The organism is Klebsiella sp. 54, from assembly GCF_018223875.1.
Lineage (GTDB): Bacteria > Pseudomonadota > Gammaproteobacteria > Enterobacterales > Enterobacteriaceae > Klebsiella > Klebsiella quasipneumoniae.
The window spans coordinates 1268081-1291111 of record NZ_JAGRRA010000002.1 but is presented as its reverse complement, the minus strand read 5'-3'; the positions used below and the strand labels follow the sequence as shown (position 1 = coordinate 1291111).

Genomic DNA, 23031 nt, shown 5'->3' with positions numbered 1-23031 from the left:
GCCCACACTCCGGAGGTTTTATGACACGCTTTTTCGCACCACGCCCGCTGGCTCTGCTGCTCTGCGCAGCGGGGGCTCTGACATCCCTGAACGCGCTGGCCTTCCAGCAAAGCGGCAAGATCACCGCCGGCTCGGACATGACCTTTTTCCCTTACGAGTACATGGAGAACAACAAGCCGGCGGGGTTTGATATTGAACTGCTCGACGGTCTGGCGAAGAGCATGGGCCGCGAGGCGGTGAATATCGACACCCGCTTCCCCAACCTGATCCCCGGACTGCAGGGCGGGCGCTTCGATATCACCAACTCGTCGATGTACATTACCGCCGAGCGCCTGAAGGTGATCGACATGGTGCCGTATCTGAAAAGCGGGGAAGCGATCCTCGCCCGCAAAGGGAGCGACTACCAGCCTAAGACGCCGGAAGACTTCTGCGGGCATAAAATCGGTTCGATGGGCGCCACCTCGTGGCTGGCGCAGTTGCAGAAGCTTTCCGCCGACTACTGCGTGAAGAAAGGGCTGAAGCCAATTGCGCTGAGCGTCTATACCACCGACCCGCAGACCACCCAGGCGCTGCTGTCGCGCGCAGTGGATGCGCAGATCACCGACGCCGCCGTGGCGCGCGGGGTGGTGGAAAAGCTGGGCGACCGGGTGGCGATCTCCTCTGACACCCTGATCTATCCAGTGCTGAACGGCTTTGGCGTTAAAAAAGGCAACACGGAGGTGAAAACCGCCCTCGAACAGGCGCTGAAAAAATACAGCGCGACGCCGGAATATGCCGCCTTGCTGAAGAAATATCACTTCCAGGCGCCGACGGCAGAGGATCTGCAGACCCTGATGCCGAAAGCGGAGTAATGCCCATGCGCGATTCCGATGAAGAGCAGATCCGCATCGACCTGGCGGCCACCTTTCGCATCATTGCCCATCTCGGCATGCATGAGGCGGTGGCCAACCATTTCAGCGCCGCGCTCTCCGCTGACGGGAAAACGTTTTTACTCAACCCGAAGTGGAAACACTTTTCGCGCATCCGCGCCAGCGATCTGCTGGTGCTGCACGCCGATGATGAACGTTGCGCCGCGCGACCTGACGTCGATGCCACCGCGTGGGCCATTCACGGGCAGATCCATCAGCGACTGCCCGACGTGCGGGTGGCGCTGCATCTGCACCCGGTGTACACCACCAGCCTCGCCTGTCTGGCGACGCCGCAGATCCTACCCATCGACCAGAACACGGCCCGCTATTTTAACCGGGTCGCCGTCGATACCCTGTACGGCGGGATGGCGGACACCGCGGCAGAAGGCGCCCGGCTGGCGGGGCTGCTGACGGATAAACGCCGTCTGCTGATGGGCAACCATGGGGTGCTGGTGACCGCCCCGACTATCGGCGAAGCGTTCGACGATATCTGGACCCTGGAGCGCGCCTGTCAGATCCTGATCACCGCCTGGTCAACCGGCCAGCCGCTGAAGGTGCTGTCGGACGCGGTGGCGGAAAAAACCGCCCAGGACTGGGAGAAAATTGCCGATTTCTCCCGGCAGCACTTTGCCGAGATGAAGCAGTTGATGATCGACCTCGATCCCTCCCTGGTGGATTAACCCCGCGCCAGCCCGGGGTCAGCCCGGGCCGTCGCTGGCCGCCGCCAGCAGCGGCACGATGATATCGCTGAGCGGCGTCGGTATGCCGTGTTGACGCCCGCGACGCTGTACCACCCCGTTACGAATATCCCACTCCAGCGGTCGGCCATGCAGGCGATCGATCATAATAGAGGTGCTTAAGTCGGCAGGCGCCCGATGAAAGCCGGCGATGATCTCCTCCGGCACACTGTCGCTCAGGACGGCCCCTTCCGCCCGCGCCACCTGCAGGCATTCGCGCAGATAGGCCAGTCCGAGGGCGGTGATCTCCTCCCGGGCGAACATCCCGGCGCGTCGTCCGGTCAGCACCATCAGTCCGGCGACGGCGTTCTGCAGCAGTTTACGCCAGGCGACGCTGGTAAAATCCGCCGCCAGCTCCACCGCGCAGTGGGTTCCCGCCAGCGCCTGCTGCACCCGCTCCGCCCCCGGCAGATCCGGCAGCGTTAGTCGCGGCGCGGCGCGCAGCCAGACCGAAGCATCGGCGTCGCGCTGCGCCGGAAACCAGACCACCGACGGCAGCACCGTCGCGCCGCCGGTCAAAGGGGCAAACTGCTGGCGCTGCTCGACGCCGTTTTGCAGCACGCACACCACGGTGTCTGGCGAACACAGGGCCGCCAGCCACGGGGCGATGGCCTCCGTCTGGGTGGCCTTCACCGCGACAAACACCAGGTCGAAGGGGGCGGCTATCGCCGTCGGGTCGGTGAGCACCGGGCCGGGCACCACGATCTCACCCTCATCAGTGCGCAGCACCAGCGACGAATGGGCAGTGCGCCCGCAGACCACCGGCGCCCTCCCCACCGCAAACAGGGCGGCGGCGATCGTGGTGCCGATGGCGCCGGGACCAATTAGTGCAACTTCAGGAAATGCAGTCATGCCGAAGACCTCCTCATCATTCTCCGCCCTGCGCGGGCAAAGATTGCCCTCCACAGTAGCGAGAAAGAGCGGAGGTCGGCAAGCGGGACGTCGGGAAAAGCGATGCGCCTTCCCCGACGGAGGGCTAGTAACGCACGCAGACGGATTTGGTTTCGCACCAGCCGTCGAGCCAGTCCGGGCCGAAATCGCGACCGGTGCCGGACTGCTTCATGCCGCCGAACGGCAGGTTGGCGTCAATCAGGGTATGACTGTTGACCCATACCGTCCCGGCCTGCAGGCGCTCGGTATAGTTGAGAGCCTGGGTCAGGTCGCGGGTCCAGACGCTGGCGGTCAGGCCAAAATCGCTGTCATTGGCCAGGCGCAGCGCCTCCTCGCCGTCGGCCACCCGCACCAGGTTCACCACCGGGCCAAACACCTCCTCGCGGGTGAGGCGCAGTCCGGCGTCCGGGTTAACCACCAGCGTCGGCGGAATATAGTACCCCCCCGCATCCGGTCCGACGCTGCCGCTGATAAGCTCCGCCTTCTGCTGTCGGGCCTCTTCAAGGTAGGCCGCCACCTTGTCGCAGTGGGCCCGGGAGACCACCGGGTTGATCTGCGCCGTCTCCAGCATTCCCGGCCCTACCTGCAGTGATTTCACCGCCTGCTCGAAGCCGCTGACCAGGGTGTCAAACAGCGGCGCTTCAATGTAGATCCGCGAGCTGGCGGCGCAGACCTGCCCCTGGTTAAGGAAGCTGCCGGTCATCAGCCCCTCAATGACCCACTGGGGATCGGCGTCTTTAAGCACAATCGCCGGGTTCTTGCCGCCCAGCTCCAGCGTCACGCGGGTCAGGCGGTCGGCGGCCACCCGCGCAATCTGTTTCCCGGTGGCCGTCGAGCCGGTAAAGCTCACCTTCGCCACCTGCGGATGGGCGGTCAGCGCCGCGCCGCAGCCGGCACCGCTGCCGGTGACCACGTTGAACACCCCGTCAGGAATGCCCGCCTGGGTCGCCAGCTCCGCCACCCGCAGCAGGGTCAGCGGGGTGGTTTCTGAGGGTTTAATGACGATCGAACAACCCGCCGCCAGCGCCGGTATCACCTTCCACATACCGATCATCAGCGGGAAATTCCACGGAACGATGCCCGCCACTACCCCCACCGGCTCTTTTTTGGTCCACGCCTGATAACGCGCCCCTTGCGGGAACGGGATCGAGACGTCCAGCGTCCGGCCGCTGATTTTGGTGGTCAGCCCGGCGGTGTAACGCATCCAGTTCAGGGTGCAGCCGACCTCGAAGGCGCGGGAGATGGCGATGGATTTACCCTGTTCAAGGGTTTCCAGCTGCGCCAGCTCCTCGCCGTGCTGCTCCACCAGATCGGCAAAGCGCAGCAGGATGCGCTCGCGGTCGGCCGGGGTGCGCCCGGCCCAGCGGCGGTCGACGAAGGCACGCCAGGCGGACATCACCGCCCGGTCAACATCCGCCGGGCTGGCGTCGGCGGTGGTGGCGATCGCCTGCCCGGTGGCCGGATCCCAGACGGTTAACCGGTTTTCGCTCTGCGCGGCGCAGGGGGCGCCGTCGATATACAGGCCATGCTGACGGTCTAAAAACTGCTGGACGCTGGCAAGCAGCGCTATCTGAGAGGTGGACATACCCTTTCCTTATTCTTCGCGGATAGTGCTTTCAGTCTATGTCCGGTTGGCGGCTGGCGCTTTTTTCTCTGTGACATTCATTTGCGCCGCTGTGACAGTCGCCGCAATTCCGTCGCCTGCCCTGACAGAAATGTGCCGCAGGTAATAGTTCTTTCATATACCCGCCATCGCGCCCTTGCCTGAGGCGGCATAAATGCAACAATGCAGAAACATTATTATTACAGGAGAACGGCGAATGATGACCACGGCTGAGGGGGGGCTGGCGTACCAGCGCTGGCTGGCGACGATCAATCAGGTCTGCGGCCATTTCGCCGCCCGGCCGCTGGAGGGCCGCTTTCACGGCGAGATTGACGCCCGCTACGCCGGCAGCCTCAAGGTCAGCACGGTCACCGCCGCCGGCGTCAATCTCTACCGCACGCGCAATGAGATAAAACGCGATAACGACGCCTGGTTCTATACCGTGTTTCAGCTCGCCGGCGAAGCGGTGATCGAACAGGACGATCGCCAGGTGACCCTGGCGGCGGGGGATATCACGTTGATTGATGCCGCCCGCCCGTGCTCTATCGTCTGGCAGCAGACCTCGCGTCAGGCTTCGCTGCTGCTGCCGCGCCAGCGGGTGGCGCCGACGGGCGAGATAGTTACCGCCTGCCGGCTGGATAAGTCTCTGCCGATGGTGCAGCTCAGCCAGCGACTGCTGCTGGAGAGTATGGGCGGCACGGCGCTCTCCGCCAGCGAAAGTGAAGCGGCGCTGGAGGCGATCGCCTGCCTGTTGCGCCCGGTGCTGCGCCAGCGTGAGCCGACCCCGTCCCGGCGGGACAAGCAGTTTCAGAAGATAATAGCGTTAATCGACGCATCCATTCAGTCGGAGCATCTGCGGCCGGAGTGGCTGGCCAGCGAGATGGGAATGTCGGTGCGCAGCCTCTATCGGCTGTTTGCCGACAAAGGGCTGGTGGTGGCGCAGTATATTAAGAACCGGCGGCTGGATCTGTGCGCCCGGGCGTTACAGGACGTCCACGATGACGAAAAGCTGGCGGGGATCGGCTACCGCTGGGGCTTCAGCGACCATAGCCATTTCTCCACCGCCTTTAAGCAGCGCTTTGGCGTCTCGCCGGGCGAATACCGCAAGCGCTGCCGCTAATTATTTGCGCAGCCACTGGCCGTTTAGCCCCTGAACGTACTCGCCGGGTTGAGCGCGGGCCACCAGCTTCTGTCCGGCCATTTTCGCTACCTCATCCACCGGCAGATTGTTGTCATCCGCCAGCTGCTGGTAGCTTTCACTGCGCGCGGCGTTGATCTGTTTCACCAGCGCCAGCGTCTCTTTATCCTGACGCAGCGGCGCCAGATAGCCGTTCAGCGTCTCCCCCACCCGCCCCTGCTGGCGCGCTTCGCTCAGGGTTAACGCCAGCGCGGGCGCGCTGAGCAGAGTCAGCGCCAGCGCCGCGGTTAACAGTCGTTTTCTCATCGTCGCCTCAGAACAAATCGCTGCGGGATTTCAGCAGGTTTTCCACATCCTTATCGACCTTGATATGGATCTCATGCTCAATTTTGACATTCATATTGATGGTGATGGGCTCTTTCGACGCCGCAATTTCGATACGCGGCGTACAGCCGGCGAGCAGCATCGACGCCACTATGGCCAGTAACAGCTTCTTCATTTAGGTTCCTTACATGTCTTACCGTCCGTACAGCGCCGCACGGGCAGCGTGGCATTTTGCTCAAGCCACGCCTGTAAATTGTCGCCAAAGCGTAAACTGCGCCACAGATCGAAAATATTCTCCTCATGAGCGTAGTTTAAATGCACGGTACTGCTTTTCCCGTCCACCCGGCTGGTGCCGTTGATGGCGGCCTTAAGCGTCAGCACGCCCAGATTGTTCAGGTTAATCTGCGTCGATGAACGGGAGATCTCCATATAGCGCAGCCAGTTGATCGCCGCCCCGGCGGAGACGTTGTCCGCCACCAGCGCATCGGCGGTGTCTTTATCCAGCCGCAGGGTCATCGGTCCGTCATTGCGCAGCCAGCCGTCATGGATAATCCATTGATTGTTCTCCAGCCACAGCGGCAGCGCGCCGCTCACCGCCCCGGACATGGCGAACTGCTTCACCTTGACCGCGCTGGTCAGTTCGCTGCTGGAGATATGCTGCAGACGGATCAGCGCCGGGTCGCGCTGCGGCATGCGCAGCTGCAGCAGGGTCAGCTTGCCGCCTAACAGGTCGACGCTGACGTCGCTAAGCTGCAGTGGATTGGCCTCGCTCCACGGCCAGGTGCCCTGCAGGTCCGCCGTCAGGTTGCGCGCGGTGACCTGGTTGACGATTTCGCCAATGCGCAGGGAGACCGGACGGCGGGTGCCCAGCTGCCAGTGGCCGTCGCTGAAGCGGAACGGCAGGACGAAGTCGACGCCGTTGATCTGGTTATCCGGCATCCAGGCGCTGCCGCCCTTCAGGACGCCATGGCCGCCAGCCTCAAATCCCTGCCCGGCTGCCGCCGAGAAGGCCACCTGCGCATAGAGACTGCCTTCGCGCAGGTTCATCTTCCAGTCCGGCGGCATCAGCGGCTGGAATACCGTCAACGACTGTTTTGGCCACCACGCCTGACCGCGCAGCCGTTCGCCATCCCAGCGCCCGGTCAACCGCACCGGGCCAATGGTATCGGCGTGCAGCGCGCCGGTGAACTGGAACCACGTCGGGTCCCGGCCGTCGAGGGCGAATTTCAGCGTCGACGCCGGAAGATAGCTGCCGCCGGTGAAGGTAGTTTTTGCCGCATCCAGCGACAGCGCGCCGGTCAGCCGAGGATGCTCAGCATCGCGCAGCCAGCGGATCGGCTGCTCGAGGGTCAGACGCGGCGTGCTGACCCGCATCGTGCCGTACTCGAGCTTGTCGAAACCCGTGGAGAGGCTGCTCAGCGTAATGGCATTGTCCCGCCACTCACCGCTGCCCTTCACATCCCAGCGCGCCTGCATAGGCGTGAAATGCCCCTCGCCCCAGTAGCGCCACTGCCAGCGGCCGCTGTCGGGCAGAAAATCGTTCGCCAGACCGTCCAGGTGCAACGTAAAGTCGCCCATCTGCTGCTCATGGGCGCGGAGGATCGCCTGCAGGCGGCCATCGACGCCCTGCTGCGTGACCTTTACCCCGGCCAGCGGCCAGCGAATTTCGTCAATGTTCAGCGCGTCGATCACCCGCCCGCGCGAACGCAGTAGCGCCCCGGGGTGAAACGCCAGCTGCGGGCTGACCAGCGACCCGCTGAGCTGGGCCGGCAGCGCGGCGTAAAAGATCATCTCCCCCAGCTTGGCCTCGCCGGTGAGTCGCAGCGGCAGGTCGCTGTTATCCATGCTCAGCTTGCCCGGGCCGATATTCAGCACCGCGTTGCCTTTTCCGGCATGCCCCTCGGTGAGAACATTCAAGCGACCGCTGACGATCATCTGTTCCGTGCCCTGCTGCCAGTTACCCACCGACAGCGCCACGCGGCCGCTCAGCGGATACGCCTCGTAGCGGGTGCGCCAGCGGCCGTCGCTGATGGTGATCCGCTCCGGAGTGATCTCCCACGGCAGGTCGAGAATGGGCTCCACCTCGCCGCGCGGGGTGACCAGCAGCTGGCCGCGATTATGCTGCCACGTCAGCTCGGCATCGATCCATTCCGCAGTCTGCGGGAATTCGAAGGTGCCCTGCATCTGGCCATCGACCGGCAGGCCATCCGGCACCAGCGGCAGATGGAAGGTACCCACCAGCTTCACCGGCGGCTGATCGTCAGCCAGCCGGGCGCTGAACTGGCTGACGGTAAGCGCCTGGCCGCGCAAGCGCGCCTGCAGGCTCAAATCGTTACCGGCAAAGCCGATATCCTGCTGCGCAGGGGTCAGTGACATCACCAGCCGCCCCTGCCATTTTTCCCACGGCGACAGCCGCAGGTTATCAATAGTTAACCAGCTGTAGGGCAGCATCGATTGCCATTCGGCAAGGGTGCGCGGCGATCCGGGCGTGGGATCGCTGGCCGGCAGTTTGCTCAGGCAGGCGCTGTTGATCTCCAGTTGGTCAATATGCAGCCGCCAGCGGCTGGGGCGCGAGAGACGGGCATCGGTCACCCTGGCGAGTTCACACTCGCCCACCAGATAGCGCAGATCGGGGATCAGCAGGGCGGAACGCGTAAGACGCGGGCTCTCCTGCATAGCGATATGAGTGCCCACGGGCAGCCAGATGCCCGCCAGCGTCGGCACCCAGTGGGTCAGCGTCAACAGCAGGGTTAGCGGCAGTAACACCAGCGCTAACACCAGCGCGATGGCGGCTTTATATTTACCCTTCATGGGCAGTTAATATCCTGATTCAACATAAGTAAAAGCCGAAAGGCGCCCATTGTGACACGTTCGACCAGTGAGTGAAAGTTTGCGACCTGTTAAAGCATAGTTGCCAGCCGGTATCGCGGCGCGGCGATCGGCCGTCACCATTTAACTTTTGTTTAAGCACCCCCTGCCACACTCCAGAAAGATAGGTATTGCTTGCGGGAGAGACGGTGTCGTTAATTATCTCGCTCATTGAGAGCGCACAGGGCCACTATCCATTGGTATTACTGATGGTTTTCTTGCTCACTTTCACTAAATCCTGCGCGCTGGTGTCGCTGGCCATCCCGGGCACCTCCGGCCTGCTGCTGCTGGGGACATTCGCTTCCGCCAGCCTCGGTCATTTCCTGCTAATGTGGTCCAGCGCCAGCCTCGGCGCCATCGGCGGATTCTGGCTCTCGTGGTGGTTGGGCGTTCGCTATCGTCACCGCCTTACGCAGTTACGCTGGCTGACCGCCGAGCGGCTGGCCCGCAGCCGACTCTTTTTTCAGCGCCGCGGGCTGTGGGCGGTCTTTTTCAGCCGCTTTCTCTCTCCCCTGCGCGCCACCCTGCCCCTGGTCAGCGGCGCCAGCGGCCTGCCGCTGTGGTCGTTTCAGCTGGCTAACGTCAGCTCCGGTCTGCTGTGGCCGTTTCTGCTGCTCTCCCCCGGCGCTTTAAGCCTGAGTTTGTGGTAAAAAAAACTTTGTCTTTCAAAGAGATTCCTCAAATCCGCGATATGCTCTAGAATTAGGATAAGCACCTGCCATTTAAACTATTTTTTAATAATTGTACGATTATTTTAAATATGCTACCGTGACGTTATAATCACTGGAGAAAAGTCTTATGAAAATCGCGGTTTACAGTACGAAGCAGTACGATAAAAAGTACCTGCAGCACGTGAATGATACCTACGGCTTTGAACTGGAATTCTTCGACTTCCTGCTGACAGAGAAAACCGCCAAAACCGCCAACGGTTGCGAAGCGGTATGCATCTTCGTCAATGACGACGGCAGCCGTCCGGTGCTGGAGGAGCTGAAGGCCCACGGCGTGAAGTATATCGCCCTGCGCTGCGCCGGGTTTAACAACGTCGACCTCGAGGCGGCGAAAGAGCTTGGCCTGCGCGTCGTGCGCGTCCCGGCCTACTCGCCGGAAGCGGTGGCTGAGCATGCGATCGGCATGATGATGTCGCTTAACCGCCGCATCCACCGCGCCTACCAGCGTACCCGTGATGCTAATTTCTCCCTGGAAGGCCTCACCGGTTTCACCATGTATGGCAAAACCGCCGGGGTGATTGGCACCGGGAAAATTGGCGTGGCGATGCTGCGGATCCTCAAAGGTTTTGGCATGCGTCTGCTGGCGTTCGACCCGTACCCAAGCGCCGCCGCGCTGGAGTTGGGGGTGGAATATGTCGACCTCGCCACGCTGTACAAGGAGTCGGACGTGATCTCCCTGCACTGCCCGCTGACCGACGAAAACTACCATCTGCTCAATCGCGGGGCCTTCGATCAGATGAAGGACGGAGTGATGGTGATTAACACCAGCCGCGGCGCGCTGATCGACTCCCAGGCGGCCATCGATGCCCTGAAGCACCAAAAAATTGGCGCGCTGGGGCTGGACGTTTATGAGAACGAACGCGATCTGTTCTTCGAAGACAAATCCAACGACGTGATCCAGGATGACGTCTTCCGTCGCCTCTCCGCCTGCCACAACGTGCTGTTCACCGGCCATCAGGCGTTCCTCACCGCCGAGGCGCTGATCAGCATTTCGGAGACCACCCTGGGCAATCTGCAGCAGGTCGCCAACGGTGAAACCTGCCCGAACGCTATCGTCTGATTCCTTTCCCTTTTGTGCTCCTCTCCCCGGGGGGAGCACATTCAGATAATCCCCACAGATCCCCGCTGCGATACCGTTACACTGGCTTTGTTTTATTAGTAATGTGAATGTTTTGGAGTGAAAATGAACAAATTTGCGGCATTACTGGCGGCAGGGTTGCTGCTGTCCGGCTGTGTCTATAACAGTAAGGTGTCCACCGGCGCGGAACAGCTACAGCATCATCGTTTCGTGCTGACCAGCGTCAACGGCCAGGCGGTAAACGCTGGCGACCGGCCGCTGGAGCTGAGCTTCGGCGAGAAGATGGCTATTACCGGCAATATGTATGTTTCGGGCAATATGTGCAACGGCTTCAGCGGGGAAGGTAAGGTGTCGGACGGCGAGCTGAAGGTCAAATCGCTGGCGATGACCCGGATGCTGTGCCACGATGCCCAGCTTAATACCCTTGATGCGACCATTGGTAAGATGCTGCGCGAGGGCGCGCAGGTCGATCTGACGGAAAACCAGTTGACGCTGGCGACCGCCGACCAGACGCTGGTCTATAAGCTCGCCGACCTGATGCACTAGCCGGCGTTTTGAGCCCGCTGCGGAGCTGCCATTAATAGCCGCAGCTTCCGCCCGCCAGCGCCTGCTCGCTGCAGCGTTTACCGTTCGGCAGCGCGCACATGCCAATCGCTGAACCATCGAGCTGACGAGCCACCGATAACGAGCCGCCTATCATGGCGCAGTTGGCCTGACCGGCGTCGCTCATCGCCGCCCGCATTCCTGGCGTGACGTGCGCCGCCGTGGCCTGCTGAACGGGTTCACTACTGCACGCCGACAGCAACAGCGCCGCACATCCCACTAACATCGCAGCTCGCATTTTCTCTCCCCTCGGAAACGTCTTAAATAGCAAACCCAAGAATAATAGGCAGCGTGGTGCGCGGCGTCGAGAGGGGAAGTACGTATTTATGCGTCTCATTAACATTTTCTAGCAAATTTCTGCGTAAAGGTTGATCTGCACCGGGATAGTCACCGGGCGATGGCTCGCCTTCACGTCCAGAAAAGCTACTTTCTCCGCGAACCGCGCAAAATATTGATCTGGTCACGGGTAGCCGTCGTATTGAGGACACAAATGCAAAAATGGCGGCGCCAACGGTTTGCTAAACTACCTCTTATATAATTACAGGGCGCGTCGCGGTTTCACGCGTCCATTCTTTTGCGCAATGTAAGGGTGTCTTCATATGATTACGATTGATGGTAATGGCGCGGTCGCTTCCGTCGCGTTTCGCACCAGTGAAGTTATCGCCATCTACCCGATCACGCCCAGTTCAACGATGGCGGAACAGGCTGACGCCTGGGCCGGCAATGGGCTGAAAAACGTCTGGGGCGATGTGCCACGCGTGGTCGAAATGCAGTCGGAGGCAGGCGCCATTGGCGCCGTACATGGCGCGCTGCAGACTGGCGCCCTCTCCACGTCCTTTACCTCATCGCAGGGCCTGCTGCTGATGATCCCCACGCTGTACAAACTGGCCGGCCAGCTGATGCCGTTTGTCCTGCACGTCGCCGCCCGCACTGTCGCCACCCACGCGCTGTCGATCTTCGGCGACCATTCCGATGTGATGGCCGTGCGTCAGACCGGGTGCGCCATGCTGTGCGCCAGCAGCGTTCAGGAAGCGCAGGATTTCGCGCTGATATCGCATATCGCCACGCTGCAAAGCCGGGTGCCGTTTATTCATTTCTTTGATGGTTTCCGCACTTCGCACGAAATCAACAAAATCGCCCCGCTGGCGGACGACACGATTCGCGCCCTGCTGCCGCAGGAGAAAATCGCTGAGCATCGCCAGCGCGCGCTCAATCCGGAACACCCGGTGATCCGCGGGACCTCCGCTAACCCTGACACCTACTTCCAGTCGCGGGAGGCCACCAACCCGTGGTACGACGCGGTTTATGATCATGTCGAGAAAGCGATGGATGACTTCGCCGCCGCCACCGGCCGCCAGTACAAACCGTTTGAGTTTTACGGCCATCCGCAGGCGGAACGCGTGATCGTCATTATGGGCTCGGCCATCGGCACCTGCGAAGAGGTGGTCGATGAACTGCTGAGCCGCGGCGAGAAAGTCGGCGTCCTGAAAGTGCGCCTCTATCGCCCATTCTCCGCCGCCCACCTGCTGGCAGCGCTGCCGGAGAGCGCCCGGGCGGTGGCGGTGCTGGATCGCACCAAAGAACCTGGCGCGCACGCGGAGCCACTGTATCTCGACGTGATGACCGCCCTGGCGGAAGCCTTTAACCGCGGCGAGCGCGAGACGCTGCCGCGGACCATCGGCGGCCGCTACGGTCTCTCTTCCAAGGAGTTCGGTCCGGAATGCGTGCTGGCGATATTCCATGAGCTGCAGGCCGCCCAGCCGAAGCCGCGCTTTACCGTCGGCATCTATGACGACGTGACCAACCTGTCGCTGCCGCTGGGCGAAAATACTCTGCCATCAGAGGCCAAGCTCGAAGCGCTGTTCTACGGCCTCGGCAGCGACGGCAGCGTGTCGGCCACCAAAAATAATATCAAAATCATCGGCAATTCCACCCCGTGGTTCTCCCAGGGGTACTTTGTCTATGACTCGAAGAAGGCGGGCGGCCTGACCGTCTCCCATCTGCGGGTCAGCGAAAAGCCGATTCGTTCTTCGTATCTGATTTCGCAGGCCGATTTCGTTGGCTGCCACCAGCTGCAGTTTATCGATAAATACCAGATGGCCGAGCGGCTGAAGCACGGCGGCATTTTCCTGCTCAACACGCCGTACAGCGCCGATGAAGTCTGGTCCCGCCTGCCGCAGGAAGTACAGGCCACTCTGAATCAGAAAAAAGCGCGTTTTTACGTGGTCAACGCGGCGAAGATCGCCCGCGAATGTAGCCTCGGGGCGCGCATTAATACCGTGATGCAGATGGCTTTCTTCCATCTGACTCACATCCTGCCTGGCGACAGCGCGCTGGCGGAACTGCAGGCAGCCATCGCCAAAAGCTACAGCAGCAAAGGCCAGGAGCTGGTGGAACGCAACTGGCAGGCGCTGGCCCTGGCCCGCGAGTCGCTGGCGGAAGTGCCGCTGCAGCCGGTGAATGCTAACAGTCCGAACCGCCCGCCGGTGGTCTCCGACGCCGCGCCGGATTTCGTCAAAACGGTCACCGCCGCGATGCTGGCCGGTCTCGGGGATGCGCTGCCGGTCTCCGCCCTGCCGCCGGACGGCACCTGGCCCATGGGCACCACGCGCTGGGAGAAACGCAACATCGCCGAAGAGATCCCCATCTGGAAGGAAGCGCTATGTACCCAGTGCAACCACTGCGTCGCCGCCTGCCCGCACTCGGCGATCCGCGCCAAAGTGGTCGCACCGGAAGAGATGGAGAACGCCCCTGCCAGTCTGCACTCGCTGGACGTCAAGTCCCGCGATATGCGCGGGCAGAAATACGTACTGCAGGTCGCCCCGGAAGACTGCACCGGCTGCAACCTGTGCGTGGAAGTGTGCCCGGCAAAAGATCGCCAGAATCCGGAGATCAAGGCCATCAATATGATGTCCCGCCTGGAGCATGTGGAAGAGGAGAAAGTGAATTACGATTACTTCCTCAACCTGCCGGAAATCGACCGCAGCAAACTGGAGCGTATTGATATCCGCACTTCGCAGCTGATCAGCCCGCTGTTTGAATACTCCGGCGCCTGCTCCGGTTGTGGCGAAACGCCGTATATCAAACTGCTGACCCAGCTGTATGGCGACCGGATGCTGATTGCCAATGCCACCGGCTGCTCATCCATTTACGGCGGCAACCTGCCCTCGACCCCGTACACGACCGACGCCAACGGCCGCGGCCCGGCGTGGGCCAACTCGCTGTTTGAGGATAACGCTGAATTCGGGCTCGGCTTCCGCTTAACCGTCGATCAACATCGCCAGCGCGTGATGCGCCTGCTGAGCGAATTCGCCGACCAGCTGCCGGCAGAGCTGAACGCGGCGCTGCATGCCGAGGCGACGCCGGAAGCGCGCCGTGAACAGGTGGCGGCCCTGCGCCAGGCGCTGACCGGCGTGCAAGGCGCTGAAGAGCTGCTGACCGATGCCGACGCGCTGGTGGAGAAATCCGTCTGGCTGATCGGCGGCGACGGCTGGGCCTACGATATCGGCTTCGGCGGCCTGGATCATGTGCTGAGCCTGACGGAAAACGTCAATATTCTGGTGCTGGATACCCAGTGTTACTCCAACACCGGCGGCCAGGCGTCAAAAGCCACCCCGCTGGGGGCGGTCACTAAGTTTGGCGAGCACGGTAAACGCAAGGCGCGCAAAGATCTTGGCGTCAGCATGATGATGTACGGTCATGTCTATGTAGCGCAGATTTCGCTGGGCGCGCAGCTGAACCAGACGGTGAAAGCGATTCAGGAAGCGGAAGCCTATCCGGGGCCGTCGCTGATCATCGCCTACAGTCCTTGCGAAGAGCATGGCTACGATCTGGCGCTCAGCCACGATCAAATGCGTCAGCTGACCGCCACCGGCTTCTGGCCGCTCTACCGCTTCGACCCACGTCGGGCGGAAGAAGGCAAGATCCCGCTGGCGCTGGACTCTCGCCCACCGTCAGACGCCCTGGCTGAGACGCTGCTCAATGAGCAACGCTTCCGTCGCCTGAATGCGCAGCAGCCGGAAGTGGCGGAGCAGCTGTGGAAAGATGCTGCCGCCGACCTGCAGAAGCGCTACGACTTCCTCGCCCAGCTGGCTGGCAAAGCGGAGAAATCACCGAGCGAGAGCTAAGGTTATTTTCCATCCCGCAGCCATAAAAAAAGCCCGAACATGAAGTTCGGGCTTGTCGTTTTACCGATAACAAAATCATTCCGCAGAATGAGACGGCAAATAAAAATGCTTGGCATGACAATAAAGGCATATAACGCTCGAATAATACGCGATCAAACTGACCATGTATAATTTTTATTTTGTATATTAATTGAAGATGTATTCATCATAATTATCACCATTACTTCAGTATTATTTTATTTAGAATTTACTTATATCGTAACAATTGAGTCTTACCATATCTCAGACCGCTCCTTTAGCATGAGTTCACTTCCTTCCCGGAAGCTAAAACATAAAAACAGTTAAAGGAATTTCTTCATGAAAAGAAAAGTACTGGCCCTCGTTATTCCGGCTTTATTAGCCGCTGGTGCCGCACATGCGGCGGAAATTTATAATAAAGACGGAAATAAATTAGATGTCTATGGCAAGGTAGACGGTCTGCACTATTTCTCCAGCGACTCGAAAAAAGACGGCGACCAAACTTACGTTCGCTTTGGCTTTAAAGGCGAAACCCAGATCAACGATATGCTCACCGGTTACGGCCAGTGGGAATACAACGTTCAGGCCAACAATACCGAAAGCGCCGGCGATCAGGCGTGGACCCGTCTGGCCTTCGCCGGTATCAAAGTGGGCGATTACGGTTCCTTCGACTACGGTCGTAACTACGGCGTGCTGTACGACGTCGAAGGCTGGACCGATATGCTGCCGGAGTTCGGCGGCGACTCTTACACCTATGCGGATAACTTTATGGCAGGCCGCGCCAACGGCGTCGCGACCTACCGTAACAGCGACTTCTTCGGTCTGGTAGACGGTCTGAACTTCGCCCTGCAGTATCAGGGTAAAAACGAAGGCCAGAACGCCCAGGACATCAACGTCGGCACCAACAACCGCAGCAGCGACAGCGATGTTCGCTTTGACAACGGCGACGGTTTCGGTCTTTCCACCTCCTATAACTTCGGCATGGGCATCAGCGCGGCAGCGGCCTACACCTCATCTGACCGTACCAACGACCAGATGACCCAGACCAACGCCCGTGGCGATAAAGCTGAAGCCTGGACCGCTGGCCTGAAGTACGACGCCAACAATATCTACCTGGCGACCATGTACTCTGAAACCCGCAACATGACCCCTTACGGCAACGACGGCGTGGCCAACAAAACGCAAAACTTCGAAGTCACCGCTCAGTATCAGTTCGACTTTGGTCTGCGTCCGGCTATCTCCTATCTGCAGTCCAAAGGCAAAGATCTCTATAACACCGGCAGCTACGCCGATAAAGATCTGGTCAAATATATGGACGTTGGCGCCACCTATTACTTCAACCGTAATATGTCCACCTACGTTGATTACAAAATCAATCTGCTGGATGACAACGACAGCTTCTACAAAGACAACGGTATCTCTACCGACAACATCGTCGCGTTGGGCCTGGTTTACCAGTTCTGATGCGCCAGCCCGCCGGTTCCGGCGGGCTTTCTCTCTCTGCATCGCAGCAGCTAAAACAAAACAATATATCCCACCGCTTAAAATAAGCGTCCGTTTAGTGATATAGTCGTGCTCAGTCAGTGCCTGCCCGAGGACGTCCATCATGCATCATCACCCGGTTAAATCTTCCCGAATTATCTCTGTCGCCTATGATGACGCCTCCGCCACGCTGGAAATTTGTTTTTATCACCAGCCGCCGTTGCAATATACCGGCGTTCCACCGCGTATTTTTCGTGACTTTTTACAGGTGGTGTCAAAAGGTCGGTTTTATGACGGCGTGATAAAGGGAAAATTTCCCGAACACAAGTCACGTTAATGTCAAAGTGTGACTGCGGTCATGATACAAAACATGTCATAATGCCGTACAATATGAGGGGATACTTAAACAGGAGGTTTTATGAGCAGAATGATTCTTGTCCCCATCGATATCTCTGATAAAGAATTTACTGAACGCATTATCAGTCACGTTGAATCGGAAGCGCGGATTGACGACGCTGAGGTCCATTTCCTCTCCGTTATCCCTTCCCTGCCTTATTATGCCTCACTGGGAATGGCCTATACCGCCGAACTGCCTGGTATGGATGAGCTGCGTGAAGGAACGGAAACGCAGCTTAAAGAACTCGCGAAACAGTTCTCTATCCCGGAAGATCGGAAACATTTTCACGTTGCCGAAGGATCGCCAAAAGATAAGATCCTGGCCCTCGCCAAGTCGCTACCCGCCGACCTGGTGATCATCGCTTCGCACCGGCCGGATATCACCACCTATCTGCTGGGCTCCAACGCCGCCGCGGTGGTCCGCCACGCCGAGTGCTCGGTGCTGGTCGTCCGCTAGCGCCACAGCCCGCCGCCCGGCGGGCTGTTTATTTTTACTTCTGCTCCACCAGCTTGCCTGCCCGCAGCGGAAAGTGCCGGAAAGATGCTGACATTCCGCCCCTGAATCCGTACCATACACGCCACGGTTGTCTGTCAGACCTCATTAATTGCTACGCGCCAGCGCCACGTTGTCCAGCGGCTGGCACAACGCGTGCTCTTCTGATGCCACACTATGAATTGAGCCACTATTACATGCTGCAAAATCAAGAAATCAGTAAAAATGTACAACACCAATAAGTTGTGCCCCCTCCAACCAACTGAATTTATTTTATATTTACATACAGCCAGCCCCCACAGCGCCGACCGCTGGTCCTGGCACCTGAATCCACCTGGGAATGGATGAGGCAGGCTATTCGAGGAAAAGAGGTGAATGAGATAATTGCAGATGGTGCGGTACCTGCTGATCATTTCACATGGCACCCCGTTTTCCGAGCGGTGGACAACGTTAGGAATCAGGGGGCGTAATTGATTGAGGCTATTAAAATCCAATAACCTGATAATACCCGCACCCTGCTGAAAGCAGACCTTGGTGTTCTGATTGCCTTTTGCATCGGGAATGCCCTCAAAGCGCATAAGTTAAGGAAGTTGCTCAGGCTCCGACGGCATCTTTAGGGCTGGTTGATAAAAAATCAAAATTGTGAACTACTTTCACCGATAATAAATTCAACGTAATAAAAAACCGCCGGCGCGAGTTTCAATCAGAAGTCATCTATTATCACGTTAAGATAGGTAAGATAACGCAACTGTACCGATCAGCTACTCTTTGAAACCAGGCTTGCCATTCCTGGCCCGCCATTCTTTCACTTCCTTAACAACCCTTTCCGGACTATCCTCTCGGCCCTTTGGAGGATAGAAAATTACATCAGAACCATCAGGGTGTTCAGTGATACGTTCAAACTCTAAAACATTTTGCACATCTTCATCTTCGGTTGTATTATCCGGATTAAATATCTTTTTCACAAAAGCTAAAAACTCAGATTCGGTGTAATCAGAAATGCTTTTTTTATTGTCCATCATTTACCACCATTGCTTAGTGAACTTCGACATGGCTTTTTGTGCATCATAACTCGCCAGTTCTCAATACCATACACATCACCGGTATTTTAATAGCTTTTGCGTGTTCTAATTCATGTTTAAGCCTTCCCCCGACATGCTCATTTTACGAATGAACGACCATGTTTCTAACTTGATACCCCCTAAGCTAGCTTGTCAAACCGCTCAGTTAGCTCAGTGGTATCAGAAACCGCCTTCCTGAAAGCTCTCCGAATGAATGAAAGTTCGAAAACTCACAGCCACGAAATTTTTCAGCAATCACACTGGGAACAGGAGAGCCTAACTCGTCTCCAGTTTTTTTTCAGCCAACCATGACTAACCTGCTCCCCTTAACCAGTGATTTTGCCAGGTAAATCTCTAGAGCTTGCCAACATAACATCACTTGGCTCGACTCCCATTGCAAGAGCATCAGGCTGCTAGATCTCTCAGTACAGAAAATCCAGGTAGGCTAGCAGTATTTACGGTTGAGATGGACGAAATCTTATTGTTCCACGCGCAATGCCTGGCTTTCCGGGCTCATACTTGCATTTTCTCATTGCTGATCTTGTTTCTCTAAAAAAGAGCTCAGCACCAGTTGTCTCAACAGAAGTTACTTCCCCTTTTTCATTTACTGAGGCAGCGTAATTTACAGTGCCACTAATCCGATTAGCCATGGCAGAAACTGGATAATAAGGATTAGGGCAACTTATCCGCACAGGCACCACTTCTTCTTTATTTCCTGCAGCAAGTGCCAAGTTTGATATAAGAACAGCGCAAACCAGAAGTAATGTTTTTTTCATAACCGATACCAATTGTTGTTTTCCTTATGTCTATAGATCCCTAATACGCCTTTTTCATGCAACGCCGGAGGATGCGGCTCCACTTCTTCATCCCCGCTGGTATGGAGGGGATTATATATCACAGCCGGGTTAGCTGCGCGCTTTGCGTTCTGCGGGGGATTGAGGCATCGCCATTCTTCCGCAGGGCTACTCCTTCCCTATAACGCTTCCATTCACCTATATTCCATTAAAAAATGAGGAGTTTCGACTTATCATTTAGGGTCAAGTAAAGTAAACACCTCTCTTACAGCCAGATTTCCAATCTTATGTGAGCCCCAAAACCCGGCACTGATTGCCGGGTATTTTATTGCTTCCCAGGTGCTTTTACGGTTTCTCACGCCCGGCACATCTCCGGCGAGTTACCTCTCACCAGCGCCTCAGCAAAAGGCCTCGGTATGGCATTAGCAGCAGGAAACCGGACGATACAATTGCTCGGCGCTGCCCTGGACGCGCTGAAAGCGCAGCATGAACTGACAGCTGGATATCCGGTATCCACTATCACGTTTCACCACAGGGAATACGGCTCAAGCGAGGAACAGAATTTGCGATTTGTTTTCATGCCGCGGAGACGAAAAGGCGAGCAAAAACCCTGCTACTCGCACAGCAGCATAGGCAGCAGATGGGAAGCTGCAGTAAAACGCGCTGGCATTCGCCGCAGGAATCCGTACCATACGCGGCATACTTTTGCCTGCTGGCTCCTGACGGCTGGCGCAAACCCGTCTTTTATAGCCAATCAGATGGGGCATGAAAACGCGCAAATGGTGTACGACGTTTATAGTACATGGATAGAAGAGATGAACGGCAACCAGGTTTCTATGTTGAATTCCCGGCTTGGGCTTTAACACATTTTGCCCCCTATATGCCCCTTTTAGATTTTGAGAATGTTAACAATGCAAGAAAATCAAGAACTTACAAAGAAAGAGAAATACAACATCGATAAGCTGCAGAAACGTCTGCGCCGCAACGTCGGTGAGGCGATCGCCGACTTCAATATGATTGAAGAGGGCGACCGCATTATGGTTTGTCTGTCAGGCGGCAAGGACAGCTATACCATGCTGGAGATCCTGCGTAACCTGCAGAAAAGCGCGCCCATCTCCTTCTCGCTGGTGGCGGTGAATCTCGACCAGAAACAGCCTGGGTTCCCGGAGCATATTCTGCCGGCGTATCTTGAGCAGCTGGGCGTTGAATATAAGATTGTTGAAGAGAACACCTACGGCATCGTCAAAGAGAAGATCCCGGAAGGGAAAACCACCTGCTCGCTGTGCTCTCGCCTGCGTCGCGGCATTCTCTACCGTACCGCCACCGAACTTGGCGCCACCAAGATTGCCCTCGGCCATCATCGCGACGACATCCTGCAGACGCTGTTCCTGAATATGTTCTACGGCGGCAAAATGAAAGGAATGCCGCCGAAGCTGATGAGCGACGACGGCAAACACATCGTTATCCGCCCGCTGGCCTACTGCCGCGAAAAGGACATCGAGCGCTTCTCCCAGGCCAAGGGCTTCCCGATCATTCCTTGCAACCTGTGCGGTTCGCAGCCTAACCTGCAGCGCCAGGTGATCGCCGATATGCTTCGCGACTGGGATAAGCGTTATCCGGGACGCATTGAAACCATGTTTAGCGCAATGCAGAACGTGGTGCCTTCGCACTTGAGCGACGTTAATCTGTTTGATTTTAAAGGCATCACCCACGGCTCCGAGGTGGTGGACGGCGGCGATTTAGCGTTTGACAGGGAAGAGATTCCCCTGCAGCCTGCCGGCTGGCAGCCGGAGGAAGAGGACGCCCGGTTGGATGAGCTGCGTCTGAACGTAGTGGAAGTGAAGTAACCCGCAAGCGTCTCAGGCCGCCGCCTGAGACGCGCTATTCTGCCCTTACTTCAGCAGTCGTACGCGGCAGGCTTTGCCTTTGATCTTGCCGTTTTGTAACTGCTTATACGCCTTCTGCGCCATATTCTGGCGGATCGCCACATAGACGTGGGCCGGGTGGACGTTAATTTTGCCGATATCGGCGCCATCAAATCCCATATCACCGGTCAACGCCCCCAGCACATCCCCCGGGCGCATTTTCGCCTTTTTTCCGCCGTCGATGCACAGCGTCGCCATCTCCGCCGTCAGCGGCGTGATAGCGTTACCCGCCGGCGCCGGCAGCCAGTTGAGGGATAACTGCAGCATGTCGGCCAGAATGGTGGCGCGCTGCGCCTCTTCCGGCGCGCAGAAGCTGATAGCCAGACCTTGTTCGCCGGCGCGGGCGGTACGGCCGATGCGGTGCACATGCACTTCCGGATCCCAGGCCAGCTCGAAGTTCACCACCAGCGCGAGAGATTTGATGTCCAGGCCGCGGGCAGCGACATCGGTCGCCACCAGAACCCGGACGCTGCCGTTCGCGAAGCGCACCAGCGTTTGATCGCGGTCGCGCTGCTCGAGGTCACCGTGCAGCGATAATGCGCTCTGCCCGGCGGCGTTGAGCGCATCGCAGACCGCCTGGCAATCGCGCTTGGTATTGCAGAACACCACGCAGGACGCCGGCTGATGCTGGCTGAGCAGACGCTGGAGCAGCGCAATCTTGCCGTGGCGGGAAACTTCAAAGAACTGCTGTTCGATAGCCGGTAACGCATCGACGCTGTCAATCTCAATCGTTTCCGGATGACGCTGCACCCGGCCGCTGATCGCCGCGATTGCCGCAGGCCAGGTGGCGGAAAACAGCAGCGTCTGCCGGTCAGCCGGCGCGAAGCGGATCACCTCGTCGATGGCGTCGCTGAAGCCCATGTCGAGCATGCGGTCCGCTTCATCCATCACCAGGGTCTGCAGCACGTCGAGAGAGACCGTCCCCTTCTGCAGATGATCGAGCAGACGGCCCGGAGTGGCGACGATAATATGCGGGGCGTGCTGCAGTGAATCGCGCTGGGCGCCAAACGGCTGCCCGCCGCAGAGCATCAAAATCTTGATGTTCGGCAGGCAGCGCGCCAGACGGCGCAGCTCGCCGGCAACCTGATCGGCCAGTTCGCGGGTCGGACACAGCACCAGCGACTGGGTCTCAAAGCGCGACGGATCGATATGCTGCAGCAGACCCAGCCCGAAGGCGGCCGTTTTTCCGCTGCCGGTTTTTGCCTGCACGCGCACATCTTTCCCCGCGAGGATCGCCGGCAGGGCGGCGGCCTGAACCGGCGTCATCGACAGATAACCCAGCTCGTTAAGGTTGGCTAATTGGGCGGCAGGTAAAACAGTCAGGGTAGAAAAAGCGGTCACAATGTATTCTCGTATTAAAGGACAGACGATCTGCAGGCGCGTATCCTCGCAGATCTCCGCGCCTGATGCGACAATTTAATCGGCTCTTCATCAGGCGGCGGATCGGGCTGCGGCTGCGGACGCGGTCGTGGATCGGGTAAAGGAACCGGATCGTTCGGCTCGGGCGAGATGGGGATAGACTGGGCTGTCAGCCCTGAAGCGTAATGCATAGTGGCCTCCCGGAAAGTGATACGGGCGTACCCGCAGGCGTAAACGGCCTGAAGACCGTCGGGTGTCTTAGTAAGCGTAGAAGCTGGTCAGGAGAGCGCAAAAAAAAAGCCGACTCAACAAAGTCGGCGTCGTACGAATCAATTGTGCTATGCAGTAATTCAAAAAAGGAAGTAAGACAATATGGAGCGCAACGCCCATCGCTTGACGTTGCATTCACCTGCGAGAGAGATATTGCCCTGAATGGGTAGAGGGTTTATTGATTTCGCTCAAACATTGCCGGGTTTTCCCGGCATCGTCGCTGCTAAA

At 58.4% G+C, this 23031-nt stretch carries 21 protein-coding genes and 3 pseudogenes; 13 read left to right on the top strand and 11 right to left on the bottom strand.

The window, feature by feature from the left end; genetic code table 11:
• Positions 1–20 precede the first annotated feature (20 nt).
• Together KHQ24_RS07890 and KHQ24_RS07885 are read left to right on the top strand one after the other, a co-directional pair.
• Complete coding sequence (locus KHQ24_RS07890) at positions 21–851, top strand: ABC transporter substrate-binding protein (RefSeq protein WP_004204023.1); 831 nt, start codon at positions 21–23, stop codon at positions 849–851.
• A gap of 5 nt (positions 852–856) precedes the next feature.
• The gene (locus KHQ24_RS07885) at positions 857–1588 is read left to right on the top strand and encodes a class II aldolase and adducin N-terminal domain-containing protein (RefSeq protein WP_043522037.1); all 732 of its coding nucleotides are present in this window, start codon (positions 857–859) and stop codon (positions 1586–1588) included.
• A gap of 18 nt (positions 1589–1606) precedes the next feature.
• On the opposite strand, the gene KHQ24_RS07880 is transcribed toward KHQ24_RS07885, so the two are convergent.
• Both KHQ24_RS07880 and KHQ24_RS07875 read right to left on the bottom strand, forming a co-directional pair.
• Positions 1607–2497, bottom strand: a complete 891-nt coding sequence (locus KHQ24_RS07880; RefSeq protein WP_043522039.1) for an oxidoreductase — start codon at positions 2495–2497, stop codon at positions 1607–1609.
• 124 nt (positions 2498–2621) lie between these two features.
• On the bottom strand, positions 2622–4121 hold the full coding sequence (locus tag KHQ24_RS07875; protein ID WP_211777207.1) for an aldehyde dehydrogenase family protein: 1500 nt from the start codon (positions 4119–4121) through the stop codon (positions 2622–2624).
• Between the two features lie 235 nt (positions 4122–4356).
• Here KHQ24_RS07875 and feaR point away from each other — a divergent pair, with 235 nt between their 5' ends.
• Positions 4357–5259 (top strand): transcriptional regulator FeaR, encoded by a 903-nt coding sequence (gene feaR, locus KHQ24_RS07870; protein ID WP_032455921.1) that lies wholly within the window; start codon positions 4357–4359, stop codon positions 5257–5259.
• On the opposite strand, the gene KHQ24_RS07865 is transcribed toward feaR, so the two are convergent.
• The 3 genes from KHQ24_RS07865 to KHQ24_RS07855 are packed head-to-tail and all read right to left on the bottom strand — an operon-like array spanning position 5260 to position 8412.
• Complete coding sequence (locus tag KHQ24_RS07865; protein ID WP_004204018.1) at positions 5260–5583, bottom strand: YdbL family protein; 324 nt, start codon at positions 5581–5583, stop codon at positions 5260–5262.
• Positions 5584–5590: 7 nt separating this feature from the next.
• Positions 5591–5776 (bottom strand): YnbE family lipoprotein, encoded by a 186-nt coding sequence (locus KHQ24_RS07860; protein WP_004204017.1) that lies wholly within the window; start codon positions 5774–5776, stop codon positions 5591–5593.
• Positions 5773–8412 carry a YdbH family protein gene (locus KHQ24_RS07855; RefSeq protein WP_211777206.1) on the bottom strand — a complete coding sequence of 880 codons (2640 nt, stop codon included), beginning with the start codon at positions 8410–8412 and terminating at the stop codon, positions 5773–5775. The genes KHQ24_RS07860 and KHQ24_RS07855 overlap by 4 nt, the downstream gene beginning before the upstream one ends.
• Positions 8413–8618: 206 nt before the next feature.
• Here KHQ24_RS07855 and KHQ24_RS07850 point away from each other — a divergent pair, with 206 nt between their 5' ends.
• The 3 genes from KHQ24_RS07850 to hslJ all read left to right on the top strand — a co-directional run bounded on the left by KHQ24_RS07850 (position 8619) and on the right by hslJ (position 10821).
• Positions 8619–9119: a DedA family protein gene (locus KHQ24_RS07850; protein ID WP_004204015.1), complete on the top strand. Its 501-nt coding sequence runs from the start codon at positions 8619–8621 to the stop codon at positions 9117–9119.
• 148 nt (positions 9120–9267) lie between these two features.
• Entirely contained in the window at positions 9268–10257 is a 990-nt protein-coding gene (locus KHQ24_RS07845; RefSeq protein WP_004204014.1) for a 2-hydroxyacid dehydrogenase, read from the top strand.
• Between the two features lie 123 nt (positions 10258–10380).
• Positions 10381–10821: a heat shock protein HslJ gene (gene hslJ / locus KHQ24_RS07840; protein WP_004204013.1), complete on the top strand. Its 441-nt coding sequence runs from the start codon at positions 10381–10383 to the stop codon at positions 10819–10821.
• Between the two features lie 31 nt (positions 10822–10852).
• On the opposite strand, the gene KHQ24_RS07835 is transcribed toward hslJ, so the two are convergent.
• Complete coding sequence (locus KHQ24_RS07835; protein WP_004140155.1) at positions 10853–11116, bottom strand: DUF333 domain-containing protein; 264 nt, start codon at positions 11114–11116, stop codon at positions 10853–10855.
• Between the two features lie 361 nt (positions 11117–11477).
• Between KHQ24_RS07835 and nifJ the strand changes: the two genes are divergently transcribed.
• The 5 genes and pseudogenes from nifJ to KHQ24_RS24405 all read left to right on the top strand — a co-directional run.
• On the top strand, positions 11478–15005 hold the full coding sequence (gene nifJ / locus KHQ24_RS07830; RefSeq protein ID WP_100050790.1) for a pyruvate:ferredoxin (flavodoxin) oxidoreductase: 3528 nt from the start codon (positions 11478–11480) through the stop codon (positions 15003–15005).
• A gap of 357 nt (positions 15006–15362) precedes the next feature.
• On the top strand, positions 15363–16487 hold the full coding sequence (gene ompK37 / locus KHQ24_RS07825) for a porin OmpK37 (RefSeq protein ID WP_023318087.1): 1125 nt from the start codon (positions 15363–15365) through the stop codon (positions 16485–16487).
• Between the two features lie 142 nt (positions 16488–16629).
• Positions 16630–16842, top strand: coding sequence for a KTSC domain-containing protein (locus KHQ24_RS07820; RefSeq protein WP_004203998.1), 213 nt, complete (start codon positions 16630–16632; stop codon positions 16840–16842).
• A gap of 81 nt (positions 16843–16923) precedes the next feature.
• Positions 16924–17358 (top strand): universal stress protein UspF, encoded by a 435-nt coding sequence (gene uspF, locus KHQ24_RS07815; protein WP_017898748.1) that lies wholly within the window; start codon positions 16924–16926, stop codon positions 17356–17358.
• A 338-nt stretch (positions 17359–17696) separates the two neighbouring features.
• Positions 17697–17864, top strand: a pseudogene (locus tag KHQ24_RS24405) (SOS response-associated peptidase); the annotation flags it as partial.
• Positions 17865–18155: 291 nt separating this feature from the next.
• On the opposite strand, the gene KHQ24_RS07810 reads toward KHQ24_RS24405, so the two are convergent.
• The 3 genes and pseudogenes from KHQ24_RS07810 to KHQ24_RS07805 form a co-directional block, all read right to left on the bottom strand.
• Positions 18156–18416, bottom strand: coding sequence for a bacteriocin immunity protein (locus tag KHQ24_RS07810; RefSeq protein ID WP_004203992.1), 261 nt, complete (start codon positions 18414–18416; stop codon positions 18156–18158).
• A gap of 205 nt (positions 18417–18621) precedes the next feature.
• Positions 18622–18738 (bottom strand): annotated as a pseudogene (locus tag KHQ24_RS24545) (hypothetical protein); the annotation flags it as partial.
• Positions 18739–18910: 172 nt separating this feature from the next.
• Complete coding sequence (locus tag KHQ24_RS07805; RefSeq protein WP_071600372.1) at positions 18911–19231, bottom strand: TonB family protein; 321 nt, start codon at positions 19229–19231, stop codon at positions 18911–18913.
• Positions 19232–19677: 446 nt separating this feature from the next.
• Between KHQ24_RS07805 and KHQ24_RS07800 the strand changes: the two are divergent.
• Positions 19678–20112: pseudogene (locus KHQ24_RS07800) on the top strand (tyrosine-type recombinase/integrase); the annotation flags it as partial.
• Between the two features lie 48 nt (positions 20113–20160).
• A complete protein-coding gene (gene ttcA / locus KHQ24_RS07795; RefSeq protein WP_004203988.1) occupies positions 20161–21096 on the top strand; it encodes a tRNA 2-thiocytidine(32) synthetase TtcA in 936 nt (311 codons plus the stop codon).
• 45 nt (positions 21097–21141) lie between these two features.
• On the opposite strand, the gene dbpA is transcribed toward ttcA, so the two are convergent.
• Both dbpA and KHQ24_RS24495 read right to left on the bottom strand, forming a co-directional pair.
• Entirely contained in the window at positions 21142–22515 is a 1374-nt protein-coding gene (gene dbpA / locus KHQ24_RS07790; protein WP_043522058.1) for an ATP-dependent RNA helicase DbpA, read from the bottom strand.
• A gap of 14 nt (positions 22516–22529) precedes the next feature.
• Positions 22530–22706: a hypothetical protein gene (locus KHQ24_RS24495; RefSeq protein ID WP_369707506.1), complete on the bottom strand. Its 177-nt coding sequence runs from the start codon at positions 22704–22706 to the stop codon at positions 22530–22532.
• Positions 22707–23031: the final 325 nt, after the last annotated feature.